Here is a 19315-nt window from a genome sequence, read left to right on the forward strand (position 1 = left end):
GTCGGTTCCACGCACATTGAAAACTACACAGCGAAAGCGGCCGGACGGTCGTTCGCGGATCGAGCCGAGGGTGCCGGCAACACTAGATCCGGGCCGCCCGGCGCAGCTGGGAGATCACGCCGCGCACCGCATTGTCGACGGAGGCGATCGGGGCGGCGATGGCCTCGCCGATCTCGACGATGGCCTCCACCCTGGCCACGATGACCTCCAGCCGCTCCACCATGGCGATCAGGCGCGGAGCGAGCTCGTCGATGCTGGTGATGGTCGCGTTGAACCGCTCCAGCGTCACATCGAGGTCGCCGATCGAATTGTTCAGCGTCACGACCGTGCGGTCGAGGTCGCTCAGCAGCGCCTCGACCTGGACGACGGTGGCGTCGGCGTTCAGAGCCGCCTGCGTCAGCGTCTTGATGCGCCGCGTCGCCGGGCGGGTACGACCGTCGCCTTTGTCAGCCATACACGCCAGTATGGCCGCTGACGGAACCGAATCGCGTCAACGCACGTCTGATCTTGTATGGCGATGTTTTGTGAGGGCAGTCCGCGGGTGCGCCCGGAGCCGGGATCGGCGCGGGCGGTGGCCGACTACCTGGCCGGATACGGTGAAGCGCTGGCCGACCTGCGGGCCGAACGCCAGCAGGACAGCAGCATCGAGGACTGACCGGTCAGGCCGGCAGCTTGCTCGCCGACGCCTTGTCGAGCAGCCACACGGTCTTCTCCCGACCGATCGCTCCGGCGGCCGGGATGTCGACCGCGTCGGCGCCACCGATGGCGGCCGCGACGGCGTCGGCCTTCTCGGCCCCGGCCACCACCAGCCACACCTCACGCGCGCGGCGGACGGCGGGCAATGTCAGCGTGATGCGTCGCGGTGGCGGTTTGGGGGAGTCGGTCACCGCGATGACGAGGTGTTCGCTTTCGCGCACCGCGGGCGTGTCAGGAAACAGGGAGTTGATGTGTCCCTCGCCGCCCATGCCGAGCAGGTGCACATCGAACTCGTCGGGGAGCACCCGTGCGTACGCACGAGCCGCCCTGTCGATATCGTCACCGAACTCGCCATCGGAGGCCGCCATGGCGTGCACGTTCTCGGCGGGAATCGAGATGCTCTCCAGCAGGGCTTCACGGGCCTGCCGGAAATTGCGGTCCTCGTCGTCACGCGGCACGAAGCGTTCATCGCCCCAGTACAGGTGGACCTTGCTCCAGTCGATATCGGGGCTGTAGCCGGTGACGTGACGCAACAGCGCGATTCCGACGGTGCCGCCGGTCAACACCACGTCGGCGCGGCCGCGGTTGACGATCGCCGACGTGATGCAGCCGACCAGGCGTGCCGCCGCCGCCCGCGCCAATTCATCGGCGTCGAGATACGTTTCGACCACTCGCTCAGACATAAGCCACCTTGTCGATTCCCTGCAGTGCCTCGTGATAGATCTCGTCGGCGTCCAGCCGGCGCATGTCCTCGGCCAGGCAGTCGCGGGTTTCCCGACGAGCCAACGGGATCTGTGCATCCGGTTTCCCGGTCCGGGTGAGGGTCGCGGTGATGCCCTCCTGCGGCCGGCTCAGCGTGATGGTCTCACTGGCGCGGGTGAGCTCGACCTTGAGCTCGCCGACCGCCCGGGTGACGGGGCAGTCCAGCCGGCCGGCCAGCCATCCGGCCAGGATGTCCAGCGCCGGCTCGTCTTTCAGGCCGGACACCAGCACCGAGGTGATCGGTTCGTGCGGTGCCTGGTCGACCGCCGCCGTCAGCAGCGCCCGCCAGTAGGTGATGCGGCTCCACGCCAGATCGGTGTCACCGGCGGTGTAGCCGGCCAGTCGACCCCGGATGCACGCTCGGGGGTTCTCGCCGTTGGTCGCATCGGTGATCCGGCGGATGGCCAGCTTGCCCAACGGATCCTGTGCCGGCACGGACGGTGCCAGATCGGGCCACCAGGTCACCACCGGGGTATCGGGCAGCAAGAACGGTGTGACCACACTGCTGGCGTGGTTGGCCAGCGGCCCGGACAAGCGCAGCACCACAACCTCATTGGCCCCGGCATCGCTGCCGACCCGCAACTGCGCGTCCAGGCGTGCCTCGCCGGCCAACCGGTCCCCGGGGATCACCACGATCACGCGGCAGGGATGCTCGCGGCTGGCCGCGTTTGCCGCCTCGATCGAATCCTCCAGTACCGCGTCGGTATCCGGCGCGATGACCAGGGTCAGCACTCGCCCCAGGGTGATCGCGCCACCCTCCTCGCGCAGCGCGACGATCTTCTTGTTGATGGCACCGGTGTTGGTATCGGGCAGATCGATGATCATCGGAGTCCTCGGTTCCTCGCGCGAGCGCTCATCACTACGGCCGCCTCCATTCGCGTCCGGTGCGGCGCAACATCTCGAACGCCGACTCCGGGCCCCAGGTACCCGACTCATACGTGTCCGGCTTGCCATGGGTGGCCCAGTACTCGAGCGCGGGATCGAGGATCTTCCAGGACAATTCGACCTCGTCGTTGACCGGGAACAGCGACGGCTCACCCAGCAGCACGTCCAGGATCAGCCGCTCGTAGGCCTCGGGTGACTCCTCGGCGAATGCCGAACCGTAGGAGAAGTCCATGCTGACATCGCGGACCTCCATGGCATTGCCGGGCACCTTGGACCCGAAGCGCAACGTGATGCCCTCGTCGGGCTGTACCCGGATCACCAGGGCGTTCTTGCCCAGTTCCTCGGTCATGGTCTCGTCGAAGGGCAGATGCGGCGCCCGCTTGAACACCAGGGCGATCTCGGTGACCCGGCGGCCCAGCCGTTTTCCGGTGCGCAGGTAGAACGGGACGCCGGCCCACCGCCGCGTGTCCACGTCCACGGTGATCGCGGCGAACGTCTCGGTCAGCGAGGTCTTGGAGAACCCCTCCTCGTCGAGCAGTCCGACCACCTTCTCGCCGCCCTGCCAGCCCGCGGCGTACTGCCCGCGAGACGTGGTCTCGGCCAGCGGTTCGGCCAGCCGGCTGGCGGCCAGCACCTTGATCTTCTCGGCCTGCAACTCGGCGGGGGAGAAGCTGACGGGCTCCTCCATGGCGGTGAGTGCGAGCAGCTGGATCAGGTGATTCTGGATGACGTCACGGGCCGCGCCGACACCGTCGTAGTAGCCGCCGCGTCCGCCCAGACCGATGTCCTCGCTCATGGTGATCTGGACGTGGTCGACGTAGTGGGCGTTCCAGATCGGTTCGAACATCTCGTTGGCGAAGCGCAGCGCCAGGATGTTCTGCACCGTCTCCTTGCCCAGATAGTGGTCGATGCGGAACACCGACGACTCCGGGAACACGCTGTTGACCAACGAGTTCAGCTCTTCGGCGCTCTTGAGGTCGTGCCCGAACGGCTTCTCGATGACGACCCGGCTCCAGCTGCCGTCCGTCTTCTCGGCCAGCCCCGACTTCGACAGCTGTTCCAGCACCTGCGGGAACGCCTTCGGCGGGATCGACAGATAGAACGCGTGATTACCGCCGGTGCCGCGTTCCACGTCCAGGGCCTGCAGCGTCTCGGCCAACTTGTCGAAGGCGCTGTCGTCGTCGAAAGCGCCCTGCACGAACCGGAATCCCTCGGCCAGCCGGTCCCAGACCTCCTGACGGAAGGGGGTCCGGGCGTGCTGTTTGACCGCGTCGTAGACCACCTGGCCGAAATCCTCGTCGGCCCAGTCGCGGCGGGCGAATCCGACCAGCGCGAAACTCGGCGGCAGCAACCCGCGGTTGGCCAGGTCATAGATCGCCGGCATCAGCTTCTTGCGGGCAAGATCTCCGGTGACCCCGAAGATCACCACGGCGCACGGCCCCGCGATACGGGGCATGCGCTTGTCACGCTTGTCCCGCAGCGGATTACGCCATGCAGGAGCGTCGATCGCACTCATGGCTGTCCCTGCTCTCGTCCCGGAGCCCTATTTCTTGGCGGCGTCGAGTTGGCCCTGGGTGGCCTCCATCAGCTCGGCCCAGGACTTCTCGAACTTGTCCACACCCTCGTCCTCGAGCAGCCGGAACACGTCGGGCAGGTCGATGCCCAGGGACGCCAGCTTGTCGAAGACGATCTTGGCGCTCTCGGCCGTGCCGCGGATGGTGTCGCCGGTGACCTCGCCATGATCGGCGACGGCTTCCAGCGTCTTCTCCGGCATGGTGTTCACGGTGTTGGCGGCCACCAGTTCGGTGACGTACAGGGTGTCGGGGTAGTCCGGGTTCTTGACACCGGTCGATGCCCACAGCGGCCGCTGCACGCGGGCACCGTCGGCTTCCAGCGCCGCGAAACGCTCGCCGCCCTCGAACACCTCCTGGTAGGCCGCGTAGGCCAGTCGCGCGTTGGCCAGCCCGGCCTGCCCGCGCGAATCCAGCGCCACATCGGTGCCGATCTTCTCCAGTCGGGCATCGATCTCGGTATCGACGCGGGACACGAAGAACGACGCCACGGAGTGGATGTTGGCCAGATCGTGGCCGGCTTCCTTGGCCTTCTCCAGACCCGTGAGGTAGGCGTCCATCACCAGGCGGTAGCGCTCGACCGAGAAGATCAGCGTCACGTTGACCGAGATGCCCTCGGCCAGGACGGAGGCGATCGCGGGCACCCCGGCCTCGGTGGCGGGGATCTTGATCAGCAGGTTGGGGCGGTCGACGATCTTCCACAGCTCGATGGCCTGCAGGATCGTCTTGTCGGTGTCGTGGGCCAGCCGCGGGTCGACCTCGATGGACACCCGACCGTCGACGCCGCCGGACTGCTCGTAGACCTTGGCGAACACATCGCAGGCGTTGCGGACGTCGTCGGTGGTGACGGTGCGGATGGTCGCGTCGACGTCGGCACCCTGGGCGGCCAGCTCGTTGACCTGGTCGTCGTAGGCGTTGCCCTTGGACAGTGCCGCCTGGAAGATCGACGGGTTGGTGGTCACACCGACCACGCTCTTGGTGGCGATCAGCTCGGCCAGATTGCCGGTCTGCAGGCGGTCTCGGGAGAGATCGTCGAGCCAGACCGATACCCCGGCGGCGGACAGTGCTGCGAGATTTGCGTTCTGAGACATGATGTTTCGCCTTGCCTTCTAGTTATCGAGGGTTCGTTCGGCGGCTGCGACGACGGCTTCAGCGGTGAAGCCGAACTCACGGAACAGCGTCTTGTCGTCGGCGGATTCACCGTAGTGCTCGATCGAGATGATCTCGCCGGTGTCTCCGACGAGCTTGTGCCATGGCTGCGCGACACCGGCCTCCACCGCCACGCGGGCCGACACGCCGGGCGGCAGCACCGCGTCGCGGTACTCCTTGGGCTGCGACTCGAACCACTCGACGCACGGCATGGACACCACGGCCGCCACGATGTCCTTGTCGGCGAGCAGCTTCTTGGCCTCCACGGCCAGCTGCAGTTCCGAACCGGTGGCGATGATGATCACCTCGGCGTCGGCGGCGTTGTCACCGCCGAGCACGTAGCCGCCCTTGGCGACACCGTCGGAGTCGGTGCCCTCCAGGACGGGGATGCCCTGGCGGGTGAGGATGAAACCGACGGGGCCGGACCCGTTGCCGCGGGCGATGATGCTGCGCCAGGCGTAGGCGGTCTCGTTCGGGTCTCCGGGGCGCACCACCGACAGGTTCGGGATGGCACGCAGCGCGGCGAGGTGCTCGATCGGCTGGTGGGTGGGCCCGTCCTCGCCCAGACCGATGGAGTCGTGGGTCCAGATGTAGATGGTGTCGATGTCCATCAGCGAGGCCAGTCGCACCGCGGGCCGCATGTAGTCCGAGAACTGCAGGAACGTCCCGCCGAACGCGCGGGTCGGGCCGTGCAGCACGATGCCGGATAGGATCGAGCCCATCGCATGCTCGCGGATGCCGAAGTGCAGCACCCGGCCGTACCAGTCGGCGGTGAAGTCGTCGGTGGAGATGCTCGGCGGTCCGAACGAGTTCACCCCCTTGATGGTGGTGTTGTTGCTGCCGGCCAGGTCGGCCGAGCCGCCCCACAATTCGGGCAGCTTCGGGGCGACGTCGTTGAGCACCTGGCCGAACGCCGCGCGGGTGGCCACGGCCTTGGAGCCGGGCTCCCAGTACGTCAGGTCGGCGTCCCAGCCCTCGGGCAGTTCCTCGGCGGTCAGCCGGTCCAGCAGCTTCTTGCGCTCGGGTTCGCGCTCGGCCCAGGCGTCGAAGTCGGTCTGCCACTTCTCATGGGCTTCGCGGCCACGCTCGACCAGCTTGCGGGTGTGCTCGATGACCTCGGGGCGGACCTCGAACTTCTTGTCCGGGTCGAAGCCGAGGATCTTCTTGGTGGCGGCGACCTCGTCATCGCCCAGAGCCGAGCCGTGCACCCCGCCGGTGTTCATCTTGGTCGGGGCCGGGTAGCCGATGATGGTGCGCAGCGCGATGAACGACGGCTTGTCGGTCACCTTCTTGGCCTCGGCGATGGCGGCCTCGATACCGACGACGTTCTCGCCGCCCTCGACCTCCTGGACGTGCCAGCCGTAGGCGCGGTACCGGTCGGCGACGTTCTCACTCAGCGCGATGTCGGTGTCGTGCTCGATCGAGATGTGGTTCTTGTCGTAGAAGACGATCAGATTGCCCAGCTGCTGGGTGCCCGCCAGCGACGACGCCTCGCTGGTGACGCCCTCTTCGATGTCACCGTCGGAGGCGATCACGTAGATGTAGTGGTCGAACGGGCTCTGGCCGGGGGCGGCCTCCGGGTCGAACAGGCCGCGCTCGTAGCGGGCGGCCATCGCCATGCCGACCGCCGAGGCCAGGCCCTGACCGAGCGGACCGGTGGTGATCTCCACACCCTTGGTGTGCCGGAACTCCGGGTGCCCCGGGGTCTTGGACTTGAAGGTGCGCAGCGCCTCGATGTCCTCGATCTCCAGACCGAAGCCGCCCAGGAACAACTGCAGGTAGATGGTCAGGCTGGAATGCCCGCACGACAGGATGAACCGGTCGCGGCCGAGCCAGTGGGTGTCGGACGGGTCGTGGCGCATCTGGCGCTGGAACAGCGTGTAGGCCAGCGGGGCCAAGCTCATCGCCGTTCCGGGATGTCCGTTGCCGACCTTCTGCACGGCGTCGGCGGCCAGCACCCGCACGGTGTCCACCGCGGCCGAGTCGACTTCGGACCAGTCGTCGGGATGGTTCGGCTGTGTGAGGGCAGAGATTTCTTCGACGGTGGTCACTACCTTCACTCCTACTTTCGCAAACTGTGGACTCGCTACCTAAAACACCCTAGTGCCGGAGACTTATCCGCCGCAGACCGGTTCGTGCACGTTTGGTGTCCGTTCACACCGATCACACCGTGAACCCGACCCTGCGGTGTCGGGCCGATCGGGGTGCGGTCTACCATCGTCTGTAGTAGAAGCCCGCTTGACCGCTGCCCGAGGAGTTATTTGCGTGAGCATTCGCGAGCGCCGGTCGGTCAGTAGGGAACCGAGTCGGATCCGCACCACGGTGTTGGCGTACGTGGCGTTGACCAAGCCGCGCGTCATCGAACTGCTGCTGGTGACCGCCATTCCGGCGATGTTGCTGGCCGACCGCGGCACCGTCGACCCGCTGCTGATCCTGAACACCTTGATCGGCGGCATGATGGCCGCCGCCGGCGCCAACACGCTCAACTGCGTGGTCGACGCCGATATCGACAAGGTGATGAAGCGCACCGCACGCCGGCCGCTGGCCAAGGCGTCGGTGCCGACCCGCAATGCGCTGATCTTCGGTCTGGTGCTCACCGTCGGGTCGTTCGCCTGGCTGTGGTGGACCACCAACCTGCTCTCCGGCGTGCTGGGGCTGGTGACCATCGCGTTCTACGTGTTCGTCTACACGTTGCTGCTCAAGCGCCGGACCTCGCAGAACGTCGTGTGGGGTGGTGCGGCCGGCTGCATGCCGGTGATGATCGGCTGGTCGGCGGTCACCGGGACCATCCAGTGGCCCGCGCTGGTGATGTTCCTCATCATCTTCTTCTGGACGCCGCCGCACACCTGGGCGCTCGCGATGCGCTACAAGGAGGACTACAAGGCGGCCGGTGTGCCGATGCTGCCCGTGGTCGCCACCGAGCGCCAGGTCACCCGGCAGATCCTGATCTACACCTGGCTGACGGTGCTCACGACGCTGACCCTCGTGCTGGCCACCGGCTGGCTGTACGCGTCGGTCGCCACGTTGGCGGGGGTGTGGTTCCTGGTGATGGCGCACCAGCTGTACTCCGGGGTGAAGCGGGGTGAGCCGGTGAAGCCGCTGCGGCTGTTCCTGCAGTCGAACAACTACCTGGCCGTGGTGTTCTGCGCGCTCGCGGTCGATTCCGCGCTGGCGCTGCCGACGCTGTTCTGACACCCGGGCGCTAGCTCCGGTTCGTCCCTGTTGGTGCCGCATGTGACGTGCGCGTTGTCAGCCTACCTACTAGAAGGTAGGCTGAGCGCATGGGCACTCCCGACGCGATCCTGCAGACCGCACGCGCATCGATCATCGCCGGCGGCTACAACGCGTTCAGCTATGCCGACATCGCCGCCGTCGTCGGCATCCGAAAGGCGAGCATCCATCACCACTTTCCGACCAAGGTCGACCTGGTGCGCGAACTGGTGCAGCGGTACCGGGAGGAAGCGGTGGCCGGTCTCGCCGAGATCGAACAGCACACCGACGGTCCGCTGGAGGCGCTACACGCCTACACCGGGTACTGGGAGACCTGCGTCGGCGAACCCGAAACCGGCTATTGCCTGTGTGCCTTGCTCGCCACCCAGATACCGGTGCTGCCCGACGTGATCGTCACCGAGGTGCGGGAGTACTTCCGGGCGTTGTCGGCATGGCTGAGTGCGCTGCTGCAGCGCGGCGCGGACGACGGCGTCTTCACGCTGGCCGAGAGCGCCGCCGTCGAGGCCGAAACACTGATGGCCGCCGTACACGGCGCCATGCTGGCCGCCAGGGCCTACGGCGACGCCGGGGCATTCGCCGCCATCGTCCGACCGGCGATCCAACGACTCCGTACCGACCGCAGGTAACCGAACCCCACAGCTGTCAGTGCGCGGACCGAAGTCCGCGCACCGATGAAACATGCCCCCGACCGAAGGGAAAATCCATGGCCACCACAACCGCCGCCGTCCAGACCGACACGTGGCTCACCCGCTATTACCTTGTCCGGGCGGCGTTCTCGATCGCCTGGGTGGGTGCTGCCGTCGGCGTGGCGCACAGCGGCACCCCGATCGTCGCCGCCCTGCTGCTCAGCTATCCGGCCTGGGACGCGGCGGCCAACATCGTCGACGCGCGACACAACGGCGGATGGCGCCCGAACCCGACCCAGGCCTTCAACGCCGCGGTGAGCGTGCTGACCACAGCATCCGTCGCGGTGGCGCTGACCAGCGGCATGAACGCCGTGCTCGGTGTCTTCGGAGTGTGGGCGGCGTTGTCGGGTGCGCTGCAACTGGCCACCGGTGCGCGCCGCTGGAGGACGCACGGCGGTCAGTGGCCGATGATCCTGAGCGGAGTGCAATCCACCGCCGCCGGTGTCATGTTCGTGCTGCAGGCCGCAGCCCCGGAGACACCCCTGATCACCGATATCGCGCCATATGCCGCCTTCGGGGCGTTCTATTTCTTGATCTCGGCCGGGTGGCTGGCCGTCGGAATTATCCGCGCTCGCCGGTCCTGAACCTGATTACGATGCGCCTATGACCTACCGCTGGCTGTCCAAGGGCCTGGCCGGGCTGTTCGTGGTGTTCGCTCTCGCGGCATGTTCGGCCGGCGCACCGCCGGACGCACCGAGCGGGGTCGAGGAGTTCAAGGCCGGCGGCGGATCGGCCGCGCCGGCACCGCTGACCGGGTCGGCGACCGACAACGCGCCGCAGGAGGCGCCGCCGGCGTCACCCCCGGTGGCGCGCGACATCGTCAAGACGGCGACCATGACGGTCACGGTGGCCGAACCCGACACCGCGATCGGCGCCGCCGACAAGGCCGCCACCGTGGCCACCGACGCCGGCGGGCGCGTGGACAGCCGCACCGAGTACGGCGGTTCGACGCTGGACCGGGCCCGGGTCACGCTGACGCTGCGGGTGCCCGCCGAAAAGCTCGACGGTGTCATCGACGGGCTGAAGGGCCTGGGCACCGTCGACTCACTGGACATGAAGGCCGATGACGTCACGACCCAGCGCGTCGACCTGGACGCCCGCATCACGGCGTTGCAGACCTCGGTGGACCGCCTGTTGGCGATCATGCGTGACGCCCGCGATCCGTCGGCACTGATCGAGGCCGAGAACGCGTTGTCGCAACGTCAGGCGGATCTGGACAGCCTGCGCGCGCAGCGGGCGGCACTCGGTGATCAGATCGCCTACAGCACGGTCACCGTAGAGCTGATCGCCGCGGTCGTCGGCGGCCCGGCGCCGCAGCAGTACCAGGGATTCTTCGGCCAGATGCACCGCGGCTGGGATGCCCTGGTCGACACCGGTACCCACATGGTGCTGCTGGCGGGCCTGATGTTGCCGTGGGTCGGCGCTGGGCTGCTGCTGATCGCGCTGATATACGGGGTGTTCCGGCTCGCGAAACTACGCCGTTAGGGCACCAACACGATCGAACCCACGGTGCGCCGGCCCTGCAGGTCGGTGTGGGCGCGCGCCGCCTCGGCCAACGGGTAGCGCTCGCTGACGGTGATGGTGATCGAGCCGTCGGCGATGGCATTGATCAGTTCGCCCGCCCGCCAGGAGAATTCGTCGGCCGTGCGAGTGTAGTCAGCCAGCTTGGGCCTGGTCAGGAAGGCTGAGCCGACCGTGTTGAGCCGCTGTGGGTCGAACGGCGGCACCGGCCCGCTGGCGGCACCGAACAGTGCCAGCGTGCCGCGCACCGCGAGGCTGGCCAGGCTCGCCTCGAACGTCGAGGCACCCACGCCGTCGTACACCGCGGCGACCCCACCGCCCGACAGTTGCTTGACGGTGGCGCCGAACTCCGCCGGATCCTCCGGATAGTCGAGCACCTCGATCGCGCCGGCCCGGCGCGACAGTTCGGCCTTCTCCGGCGTCGAGGCGGTGGTGATCACCTTGGTGCCCAGGCTGGTGGCCCATTGGGTCAGGATCAGACCGACCCCGCCGGCGCCGGCATGGACCAGGATGGTGTCACCGGATTGCACCGGATACACGGATTTGAGCAGGTAGTGCGCCGTCATGCCCTTGAGGAGGGCCGACGCCACCGCCTCGGGCGCCACCCCGTCGGGCACGTACGCCACATAGTCGGCCGCGGCGACGCAATATTCGGCGTAGGCGCCGATGGCATTGGCCGTCACCACCCGATCACCGACATTGAGCGCGGCCACATCCTCGCCGACGGCGGCGATGGTTCCGCAGACCTCGCTGCCCGAGATGAACGGCAGTTCGCGCGGATACAGACCGGACCGGAAGTAGGTGTCGATGAAGTTCACACCGATCGCCTCGGCGCGGATCAACACCTCGCCGGGACCGGGGACGGGCTGCGGCTTCTCGACGTAGTTCAGGACCTCTGGTCCGCCGGTCTGGGCGACTTCGATGGCATGCATACCCCCTATCATCCATGTGTGAAGCTGGCCCGTCCCGACGTGTTCCACCCCCGCATCGTGCTGGCCAGTTGTGCCGCCCTGCCCGAGGGCGACAGCGATGACGACGGCCTGGTGGCCGCGCTGCGCGATCGGGGCCTGCACGTGCGCTGGTTGCCGTGGGACGACCCGGCCACGCTGGCGGCCGACCTGGTGGTGCTGCGCGCGACATGGGACTACAGCGAGCGCCTCGACGAGTTCCTGGGCTGGGCGCGCGCCGCGCGAAACCTTTTGAACCCGTTCGACATCGTCGCGTGGAGCACCGACAAGCGCTACCTGATGGACCTGGCCGCCGACGGGCTGCCGATCATTCCCACGCAGTACTTCACGGTCGACGAGACGGCGCGGATCCCCGGCGGTGAAGTCGTGGTCAAACCCGCCGTCGGCGCCGGCTCGGTGGGCGCGCAGCGTTTCGTCGACAGCACCGAAGCCCAGGCGCACGCCCGGTCCCTGCAGGCCAACGGCAGGGCCGTGCTGGTGCAGCCCTATGACCCGCGCATCGCGGTCGGCGAGACGGCTCTGGTGTTCCTCAACGGCCGACCCTCGCACGCCTTCACCAAGGGCCCGATCCTGCCGCCGGCCGGCAGCGAACCGGAATTCGAGGAGACCGGCACGTTCGCGGCCGAAAAGCTCGGCGCAGCGGATCCGGCCGACGAGGTGTGGGAGGTCGGTGCCGCCGCCATCGAGTCGGTCACCCGCCGGTTCGGGATCCCCGCCACCGATCTGTTGTATGCGCGCGTCGACGTCATCGGCGGTGCCGACGACCCGCGGCTGCTGGAATTGGAACTGGTCGAGCCGTCCCTGGGTTTCCGGCAGCTGTCCGCGGCGCAGAAGCGGCGCGCCGAACGCGATTACGCCGTCGGCGTCGAATCCGCGCTGCAGCGGTTGGGACTGGGCCCGCTGTCGCACCGCAACCGCTGAAGCCCGGAGGTCCGATCACCGTGTTCGATGCCGATGACGTCCAGCGCCTCGCACTGTCGTTACCGGAGACCACCGAGAAGGAGCGCTGGGGGCATCCGACCTTCGACGTGGCGGGCAAGATGTTCCTCACCGTGCCCGACGATCAGACGTCTTTTGCGGTGCGCTGCCCGAGATTTGATCGCGACGAGCTGATCGCCGCCGAGCCGCACAAGTTCTGGGTGCCCGCACACGAAGCTGCCTCGGCGTGGGTGCGGGTCCGGCTCGACGCGCTTGAGGACGCCGGGGAGTTGCACGACATCGTCGCGGACTCATGGCGGCAGGCGGCCCCGGGCAGACTCATCGACAGCGACGACTCCTGATCAAGCCGGGTCGGCGAGGCGCACGCCGGTCTGCACGTCGAACCGGTGCACATCGCGCGCCGACAATGCGACCGGTGTTCCGACCGGGATGTCGGCCAGTGCGGCCGCGTCGACGACGCTGGTCAGCTGCTGACCGTCCGCCCGCAGCGTGATGATGGCGCGCGGGCCGAGCAGTTCGACGAGTTCGACGATCGCCGAGGCCTGCGGGTCCGGCGTGAGGATGAGATCGTCGGCGCGAATACCGATGGTGACCGCCGCGGCATCCGGCCCGCCGACACCGATGCGCACACCGCCGGCGGTGCGCACCTCGCCTCCCGACACCGCGCCGTCGATCAGGTTCATCTTCGGGCTGCCCACGAAGGTGGCCACAAATGTGTCCGCGGGTCGCCGGTAGACCTCCGCGGGCGGGCCGGCCTGGGCGATGCGGCCGTCACGCATCACCACGATGCGGTCCGACAAGGTCATCGCTTCTTCCTGGTCGTGGGTGACATACAGCGAGGTGATACCCAATTTCCGTTGCAGCCGTAGCAGTTCGGTGCGGGTTTCCACGCGCAGTTTGGCATCCAGGTTGCTCAGCGGCTCATCGAACAGGAACACCGCGGGCTCGCGGATGATGGCCCGGCCGATGGCCACCCGCTGCTGCTGCCCACCGGACAGATCCTTGGGCTTGCGCTCCATCAGCGCGCCCAGGCCCAGGAGTTCGGCGACCTCGTCGGCGCGGCGCAGCGCCTCATCGCGCGGGATTTTCTTGGCGCGCAACGGGAAAGCGATGTTCTCCCGCACCGTCAGATGCGGATACAGCGCATAATTCTGGAACACCATCGCGATATCGCGATCCTTGGGCTCCAGATTTGTCACGTCGCGGTCACCGATGTGGATCGTCCCGCTGCTGACCTCTTCGAGGCCGGCCAGCATCCGCAGCGATGTCGTCTTACCGCATCCGGACGGTCCAACCAGGACGGTCATGCTGCCGTCGGCCAGTTCCAGATCGAGATCCGAGACCACACTGGCCGATCCGTAGGACTTGCCGACTGCTGTGAACCTCACCGATGCCATGCCTGTACAACCTCGCTCGTCTAGTACTTGACCGCGCCGCCGCTGATCCCCTGGACCAGGCGTCGCTGAATGAAGAAGCTGGCGACCACGACCGGGATGATCGCGATCATGATCGCCGCGCTCATGGTGCCGATCTGGACACCGCGGAAGGTGTTGAAGTTCGCGATGGCCACCGGCAGGATCGCGGCGTTGCCGGGGGCCAGGATCAGCCCGTAGAACAGGTCGTTCCACGACAGCGTGAACCCGAAGATGCCGGCGGCGCCGATGCCCGGGTACACCTGCGGCAACACCACCAGCCGAAACGCCTGCCAGCGGGTGAATCCGTCGACGCGGGCCTGCTCCTCCAGCGACGCCGGGACCGCCTCGAAGAAGCCGATCAGAAACCAGGTCACCAAGGGCAGCACGAAGGACAGATGCGCGAAGATCACCGGCGCGATGGTGTCGGTCAATCGCAGCGCGTGCGCCATGGTCAGGAACGGGAACACCATGACGGCCGGCGGAACCACCTGTGCGGCAAGCATTCCGAACCGCGTCAGCGACCCGCCGGCGCGGTATTTGGCGATCACATAAGCGCCCATGCTGCCGACGACCAGGCTGATCGACACCGTGACGACGCCGACCAGCGCGCTGCGCCCGGCCGCGGCGAACACCCCGGAGTCGAACACGGCCTGCCAGTTGGCCAGGCTCGGGGTGAAGGCGATCAGGAACGGCTCCGACATCTGTTCGGGTGTCTTGAAGCTGGCCAGCGCCACCCAGACGATGGGGAAGAGCACGAAGACGAACGCGGCGGCCAGGAAGGCGATGCGCAGTATCTCCAGCGGGCCGCCGGGGCGAGCGAAGCGACGGGAAATGATGGTACGAGCACTCATCGGGCCGCGCTCCGCTCGGCGGCGCGGGTGCGTTCCATGGCGCGGAACGCCACCACGATGACGGCCAGTACCAGCACCAGCACGATGAAGGCCATGGCGCTGGCCTGGGCCAGCCGGAAGAACTGGATGCCCTCCAGATACATGTAGTACTGCAAGGTTTCGGTCTCGGTGCCCGGCCCGCCGCGAGTGGTGGCATAGACGTACTCGAACACCCGCAGAGCATCCAGGCCGCGCAGCAGCACCGCGACGGTCAGCACCGGGGCCAGCATCGGGATGAGCACGCGGCGCAGTCGGTACACCGGTCCGGCGCCGTCGACCCTGGCGGCCTCCATGGGCTGTTTGGGCATCGACTCCAGCCCGGCCAGGATCAGCAGCACCATGAACGGGGTCCACTGCCAGACATCGATGAACGCCAGTGTCAGCAGGGCCTTTCCGGCGCCGAAGAAGTCATAGTCGGCGCCGACGGCGTGCAGCAGGGCCGGCACCGCACCGATCTGGTCGTTGAGCAGGAATCGGAAGATCAGCCCGACCGCGATCGGGGTGATGAACATCGGGGCGAGCACGATGGCCCGGGACAGGTCCTTGGCCCAGCGTTGCTGATGCAGCGCCAGCGCCAGGGCGAAGCCGAGCACGAGTTCGGCGCTGACCGCGATCACCACATAGGTGGCGGTGGTGGCAAACGCCTCCCAGAAGGACGAGTTCGACAGGGCGGTGACGAAGTTCGTCGCGCCCACGAAATCGGGTTGCGTGCGATCGGTCAGCTTGTAGTCGGTCACTGACAGATACGCCGCGTAGCAGAGCGGGAATCCGACGGCCACGGCGAACAGGGCGAGCAGCGGCGTGAGCATGCCGTATCTGAATTTCACCTGTGCCACCACCGCTGTGTGCCGGGCGTGGCCGCCGGATTCCCTTCGATCACTGCTGGATCCGCTCCGCTGCTGCCTGCGCTTCACGCAGCGCGTCGGCGACACTCTTGTTGCCGGCGGCGGCATCGTTGAGTTCGGTGCCCACGGCCTGGATCATCTCCTCGCCGCCCTTGCCCTGGGTCAGCGGGGCCGCGTCGGCCAGGATCTCACCGACGGTCTTGTAGTACTCGGCGCCGTACCCGTCGGCGAGCACCTTCTCGTTGGTCAGCGAACTCTGCCGGATCACCGCCCCGCCGTCGGCGACGCGTTCGGCGTCGATCTCCGGGGAGGTCACCCAGGAGGCGAATGCCCAGGCGGCGTCGGCGGCACCGGAGTTGGCCGGGATGGCCCAGCTCCACAGTCCCAGTGCGGATTTGCCGCCGGGGATGGGTGCCAGCGCGAACTGTCCGGCGCGTTCACCGGAGGCGCCGTCGGGATCGTTGAGCGCGGGCAGGTTCCAGTTGTAGCCGATCATCGAGGCGGCGTTGCCGCCCGAGACCGAACGGAACGCCTCGTCGAATCCCCAGGCCAGGCTGTTGGCCGGGGCGGCGGTCTCATACGTCTCGATATAGGCGTCCAGGGCGCGGGCGGCCTCGGGGGTGTCCAGCGTGGGCTTGCCGTCCTCGCTGTAGATCGAGCCGCCCGCGGCGAACAGCCAGTTGGCCCATTCCTCGAAGATCTTGTATCCGCGCTGGGGCTGCATCGCGATGCCGGCCCGGTCACCGGTCTTGAGCCGCTGTGAGGTGGACACCAGGGTATCCAGGTCGGTCGGTGCGGTCAGCCCCGCGGCGGTCAGATCGCCGGTGTTGTAGATGTATCCGAGCGCGTAGTTGTAGAACGGGACGCCGTAGCTGGTGCCGTCGACGTCGGTGATCGCGGTGAGCGAGTCGAAGAAGTCGTCGGGTTGGTATCCGGTGGTGGCCGCGATCCGGTCATTGAGCGGCTCCAGGAAGCCCGCGTCGGCGAAATCGTCCATCCACGGGTTGTCCACCACGATCAGGTCGTAGGCCGGCTCGGATGCCTGGAAGGAGGACACCAGCCGGTCGCGCATCTGGTCGAACGTCATGGTCTCGATCTGGACGTCGATATCGGGGTACTTCTGGTTGAACTGTCCGACAAGGCCTTTGACGATATCGGTGTCCGGCACGTTCTCCATCAGCACCCGCACGGTGGCGCTGGTGTCGGTGGGGACGTCACCCACACCGGAGGAGGTCTGCTCGCCGGAGCCGCCGCTGCCTGCGCAGCCGGCCAGGGTGAGGCTGGTGGCTGCGATGATCGCGGTCAACCAGCGCGAGGTCGGAATTTTCATGGTCCTCACTTTTCTTTGTCCGAATGGATCGAGCGTGCGTGGGGGATCGGTCGGCTCAATCCATGTAGGCACCGCCGTTGACGGACAGTGCTTCTCCGGTGATGAACCGGGCATCCTCGGAGACCAGGAACGCGACCGCGCGGGCGACGTCGTCGGGGGTTTGCAGGCGACCCAGGGGGGTGGCGTCGACCCAGGATTTGCGCACCCCGTCCGGGGTGGAGCCGCTGAGCTGGGCCTCCCACTCCAGTTCGCGGGTCTGCATCGGGGTGGCGACGAACCCGGGGCACACGCTGTTGACCGTGATGTGGTGGGCGGCCAGCTCGAAGGCCATCGCCTGGGTGAGACCGAGCACGCCGAACTTGGAGGCGACATAGTCGGCCAGGAACGGCACCCGACCCTGCTTGGCGGCCATCGACGCGGTGTTGACGATGGTGCCGTGCACGCCGGTGCGGATCATGGCGCGCGCGGCGGCCTGGCCGCACAGGAAGACACCCTTGAGGTTGATGTCGAGGCTGCGGTCGAGCTGTTCGATCGAGACGTCGACGAACGGGGCCATCGCCGAGATGCCGGCGTTGCTGACCCAGGCGTGTAGTCCCAGCCGGTCGGCCACCTCGTCGGCAAGCTGCGTCGCCGCGGCGGCATCGGTGACGTCGAGGCGGGCCGCCTCGTGCCCGGACCCGTCGAGACCGGCGTGGGTCGCTTCGGCGGCGTCGGCGTCGATATCGGTGACGATGACGCGCCAGTCACGCTGGGCCAGGGTGGTGGCGATGGCCCGGCCGATACCCGATCCGGCGCCGGTGACGACGACGGTCTGGACGGGGATGTTTCCTGCGGTGGTCATGGCCTGGCCTTTCGGGCGATGCGGTGGGATATCGGGGTCAGTACGTCGCCGAGTTCACGCCACTGGACGTAGGCCTCGGCGTAGCGCTCGACGTGTGCCGGGTCCGGGACGACGGGTTCCCCGATGGTCTGGAACTTCTGGGTGCTGTCCCAGCCGTCCAGCAGGCCGGTGCCGACCGCGGCGATGACGGCCGCGCCCAGCGAGGCGCCCGGGTGACCGACGATCGGGGACAGCGGGACGCCCAGCACGTCGGCGAGGATCTGTTTCCACAGCACCGATTTGCTGCCGCCGTTGGTGACCAGCGCGCGGTGCAACGGCACACCCATCGAGGCGAAGACCTCGGTGTGATGTCTGAAGCCGAATGCGATGGCCTCCAGCACCGACCGGTACATGTCGGCGCGGGTGTGGGCCAGGTCCAGTCCGACGAAGGCGCCGCGCAGATCGGGATCGTGCAGCGGGCTCTTCTCGCCGAGAAAGTAGGGCAGGCACAGGACTTCGGCCGGGTTGCGGGTGGCGGCCTCGGCGTCCAGCGACAGCAGATCGTCACCGCCGGAGAGGGTCTGGAACCAACGGATCAGGCTGCCGCTGGTGGCCATGCAGCCATTGGGCAGCCAGCGTCCGGGGACCGGGTGGGCATCCAGATAGAGCCGGGCATCGATGACCGGCGTGTCGGCGGCGACCAGGATGTCGCCGGCGCCACCGAGTTTCACCAACCAGTCGCCCTCGGCGTTGATGCCCGCCGCGTAGGCCGAGAGCACGTGGTCGGCTCCGCCCACGATCAGCGGCAGCCCGTCGGGCAGCCCGGTGGCCTCGGCGGCGGCCGCGCTCAGTTCACCGGCCCGGGCGCCCGGCATCAGCACCGGCGGGACCAGTTCGGCGTCCAGTCCTGCCGCGGCGTACATGGGTTCGAAGCGCCGCCCGTCGACGGTGCCCAGCCCGGATTCCAGTGCCCAGTTCAGCTCGACGTGCGCGGGTGCCCCCAGCGCCATCAGCACCCAGTCATAGGAACCCACCAGATGAGCGGTGCGACTCCAAGTTTCGGGTTCGTGGTGCTGCAGCCACAGCGCGGTCGGGCCCACCGACTGCTGGGTGATCGCGGATCCGGTGGCCCGCAGCACGGCCTCGTCGTCGACGGCGTTCTTCAGCGCGGTGATCTCGGCGGTGGCGCGGGCATCGTTCTGCAGCAGTGCCCGTCGCACCGGCGTGCCGTCATGATCGACGGCGATGACGGCCGGGACCATTCCGGTGGTCGACAGCGCGGCGATGCGGTCGGGGCTGACTGCCGAGTCGGCGAGGACCTCGCGGATGCCCGCGTGCACGTTGTGCAGCCATTGGGTCGGATCGGCCTCGGCGTGACCGGGGGCGTCGGAGAACAACTGGGCCTCGTGGGTGGCCTGAGCGACGATGCGCGCCTCGGCGACGTCGACGAGCACGGTCTTGGTACCGGTGGTGCCGATATCAATGCCGATGGTGAACTCCGGCATGCCATCCCTTCGGTCGGTCGCGACGCATTTGATGCGGTGGGACCACAATACTGACTCTGTTATATTCTCACAATAGGTGAGCGGCAATCACGAAAAGTCACG

19 protein-coding genes are annotated in these 19315 nt (G+C 67.6%); 6 read left to right on the forward strand and 13 right to left on the reverse strand.

All coding sequences use genetic code 11. From position 1 onward, the window contains the following. Positions 1-82: 82 nt before the first annotated feature. The 6 genes from ACWDUN_RS04900 to tkt all read right to left on the reverse strand — a co-directional run bounded on the left by ACWDUN_RS04900 (position 83) and on the right by tkt (position 7114). Positions 83-454: an ATPase gene (locus tag ACWDUN_RS04900; protein ID WP_449925301.1), complete on the reverse strand. Its 372-nt coding sequence runs from the start codon at positions 452-454 to the stop codon at positions 83-85. Between the two features lie 205 nt (positions 455-659). Further along, the gene (gene pgl, locus ACWDUN_RS04905; protein WP_449925303.1) at positions 660-1379 is read right to left on the reverse strand and encodes a 6-phosphogluconolactonase; all 720 of its coding nucleotides are present in this window, start codon (positions 1377-1379) and stop codon (positions 660-662) included. Further along, positions 1372-2283 carry a glucose-6-phosphate dehydrogenase assembly protein OpcA gene (gene opcA, locus ACWDUN_RS04910; RefSeq protein ID WP_449925306.1) on the reverse strand — a complete coding sequence of 304 codons (912 nt, stop codon included), beginning with the start codon at positions 2281-2283 and terminating at the stop codon, positions 1372-1374. The genes pgl and opcA overlap by 8 nt, the downstream gene beginning before the upstream one ends. Before the next feature lie 34 nt (positions 2284-2317). Further along, positions 2318-3859 (reverse strand): glucose-6-phosphate dehydrogenase, encoded by a 1542-nt coding sequence (gene zwf, locus ACWDUN_RS04915; protein WP_449925307.1) that lies wholly within the window; start codon positions 3857-3859, stop codon positions 2318-2320. 27 nt (positions 3860-3886) lie between these two features. Then, complete coding sequence (gene tal, locus ACWDUN_RS04920; protein WP_449926285.1) at positions 3887-5008, reverse strand: transaldolase; 1122 nt, start codon at positions 5006-5008, stop codon at positions 3887-3889. Positions 5009-5023: 15 nt separating this feature from the next. Beyond that, entirely contained in the window at positions 5024-7114 is a 2091-nt protein-coding gene (gene tkt / locus ACWDUN_RS04925) for a transketolase (protein WP_449925310.1), read from the reverse strand. Positions 7115-7328: 214 nt separating this feature from the next. Here tkt and ACWDUN_RS04930 point away from each other — a divergent pair, with 214 nt between their 5' ends. The 4 genes from ACWDUN_RS04930 (at position 7329) to ACWDUN_RS04945 (ending at position 10465) form a co-directional block, all read left to right on the forward strand. Beyond that, complete coding sequence (locus ACWDUN_RS04930; RefSeq protein WP_449925312.1) at positions 7329-8255, forward strand: heme o synthase; 927 nt, start codon at positions 7329-7331, stop codon at positions 8253-8255. 89 nt (positions 8256-8344) lie between these two features. Then, complete coding sequence (locus ACWDUN_RS04935) at positions 8345-8920, forward strand: TetR/AcrR family transcriptional regulator (protein ID WP_449925315.1); 576 nt, start codon at positions 8345-8347, stop codon at positions 8918-8920. 77 nt (positions 8921-8997) lie between these two features. Continuing rightward, on the forward strand, positions 8998-9564 hold the full coding sequence (locus tag ACWDUN_RS04940) for a DUF308 domain-containing protein (protein ID WP_449925318.1): 567 nt from the start codon (positions 8998-9000) through the stop codon (positions 9562-9564). A 19-nt stretch (positions 9565-9583) separates the two neighbouring features. Then, positions 9584-10465: a DUF4349 domain-containing protein gene (locus ACWDUN_RS04945; RefSeq protein ID WP_449925320.1), complete on the forward strand. Its 882-nt coding sequence runs from the start codon at positions 9584-9586 to the stop codon at positions 10463-10465. Here ACWDUN_RS04945 and ACWDUN_RS04950 read toward each other — a convergent pair. After that, entirely contained in the window at positions 10462-11433 is a 972-nt protein-coding gene (locus tag ACWDUN_RS04950; RefSeq protein ID WP_449925323.1) for a quinone oxidoreductase family protein, read from the reverse strand. The two genes, ACWDUN_RS04945 and ACWDUN_RS04950, sit on opposite strands and share 4 nt — an antisense overlap. 18 nt (positions 11434-11451) lie before the next feature. Here ACWDUN_RS04950 and ACWDUN_RS04955 point away from each other — a divergent pair, with 18 nt between their 5' ends. Continuing rightward, positions 11452-12390 carry an ATP-grasp domain-containing protein gene (locus ACWDUN_RS04955; RefSeq protein WP_449925324.1) on the forward strand — a complete coding sequence of 313 codons (939 nt, stop codon included), beginning with the start codon at positions 11452-11454 and terminating at the stop codon, positions 12388-12390. A gap of 20 nt (positions 12391-12410) precedes the next feature. Continuing rightward, complete coding sequence (locus ACWDUN_RS04960) at positions 12411-12749, forward strand: MmcQ/YjbR family DNA-binding protein (protein WP_449925327.1); 339 nt, start codon at positions 12411-12413, stop codon at positions 12747-12749. Here ACWDUN_RS04960 and ACWDUN_RS04965 read toward each other — a convergent pair whose 3' ends face one another. Genes ACWDUN_RS04965 through ACWDUN_RS04990 form a run of 6 tightly spaced genes read right to left on the reverse strand, consistent with a single transcriptional unit; the run spans position 12750 to position 19213 of the window. Beyond that, complete coding sequence (locus tag ACWDUN_RS04965) at positions 12750-13805, reverse strand: ABC transporter ATP-binding protein (RefSeq protein ID WP_449925329.1); 1056 nt, start codon at positions 13803-13805, stop codon at positions 12750-12752. 20 nt (positions 13806-13825) lie between these two features. Continuing rightward, on the reverse strand, positions 13826-14674 hold the full coding sequence (locus tag ACWDUN_RS04970) for a carbohydrate ABC transporter permease (protein ID WP_449925332.1): 849 nt from the start codon (positions 14672-14674) through the stop codon (positions 13826-13828). Next, complete coding sequence (locus ACWDUN_RS04975) at positions 14671-15540, reverse strand: carbohydrate ABC transporter permease (RefSeq protein WP_449925335.1); 870 nt, start codon at positions 15538-15540, stop codon at positions 14671-14673. The genes ACWDUN_RS04970 and ACWDUN_RS04975 overlap by 4 nt, the downstream gene beginning before the upstream one ends. Positions 15541-15589: 49 nt before the next feature. Beyond that, positions 15590-16888 carry an ABC transporter substrate-binding protein gene (locus ACWDUN_RS04980; RefSeq protein WP_449925338.1) on the reverse strand — a complete coding sequence of 433 codons (1299 nt, stop codon included), beginning with the start codon at positions 16886-16888 and terminating at the stop codon, positions 15590-15592. A 55-nt stretch (positions 16889-16943) separates the two neighbouring features. Then, positions 16944-17729 carry an SDR family NAD(P)-dependent oxidoreductase gene (locus ACWDUN_RS04985; protein ID WP_449925341.1) on the reverse strand — a complete coding sequence of 262 codons (786 nt, stop codon included), beginning with the start codon at positions 17727-17729 and terminating at the stop codon, positions 16944-16946. Next, positions 17726-19213, reverse strand: coding sequence for an FGGY-family carbohydrate kinase (locus tag ACWDUN_RS04990; RefSeq protein ID WP_449925343.1), 1488 nt, complete (start codon positions 19211-19213; stop codon positions 17726-17728). The genes ACWDUN_RS04985 and ACWDUN_RS04990 overlap by 4 nt, the downstream gene beginning before the upstream one ends. Between the last annotated feature and the right edge of the window lie 102 nt (positions 19214-19315).

It is taken from the genome of Mycobacterium sp. NPDC003323, from assembly GCF_053589535.1.

Coding starts and splice junctions, on each gene's coding strand:
- ACWDUN_RS04900 (WP_449925301.1), bottom strand. CDS start 454: ATGGCTGACAAAGGCGACGGTCGTACCCGCCCGGCGACGCGGCGCATC.
- ACWDUN_RS04965 (WP_449925329.1), bottom strand. CDS start 13,805: ATGGCATCGGTGAGGTTCACAGCAGTCGGCAAGTCCTACGGATCGGCC.
- ACWDUN_RS04935 (WP_449925315.1), top strand. CDS start 8,345: ATGGGCACTCCCGACGCGATCCTGCAGACCGCACGCGCATCGATCATC.
- ACWDUN_RS04950 (WP_449925323.1), bottom strand. CDS start 11,433: ATGCATGCCATCGAAGTCGCCCAGACCGGCGGACCAGAGGTCCTGAAC.
- ACWDUN_RS04945 (WP_449925320.1), top strand. CDS start 9,584: ATGACCTACCGCTGGCTGTCCAAGGGCCTGGCCGGGCTGTTCGTGGTG.
- ACWDUN_RS04940 (WP_449925318.1), top strand. CDS start 8,998: ATGGCCACCACAACCGCCGCCGTCCAGACCGACACGTGGCTCACCCGC.
- ACWDUN_RS04985 (WP_449925341.1), bottom strand. CDS start 17,729: ATGACCACCGCAGGAAACATCCCCGTCCAGACCGTCGTCGTCACCGGC.
- opcA (WP_449925306.1), bottom strand. CDS start 2,283: ATGATCATCGATCTGCCCGATACCAACACCGGTGCCATCAACAAGAAG.
- pgl (WP_449925303.1), bottom strand. CDS start 1,379: ATGTCTGAGCGAGTGGTCGAAACGTATCTCGACGCCGATGAATTGGCG.
- ACWDUN_RS04970 (WP_449925332.1), bottom strand. CDS start 14,674: ATGAGTGCTCGTACCATCATTTCCCGTCGCTTCGCTCGCCCCGGCGGC.
- ACWDUN_RS04980 (WP_449925338.1), bottom strand. CDS start 16,888: ATGAAAATTCCGACCTCGCGCTGGTTGACCGCGATCATCGCAGCCACC.
- zwf (WP_449925307.1), bottom strand. CDS start 3,859: ATGAGTGCGATCGACGCTCCTGCATGGCGTAATCCGCTGCGGGACAAG.
- ACWDUN_RS04990 (WP_449925343.1), bottom strand. CDS start 19,213: ATGCCGGAGTTCACCATCGGCATTGATATCGGCACCACCGGTACCAAG.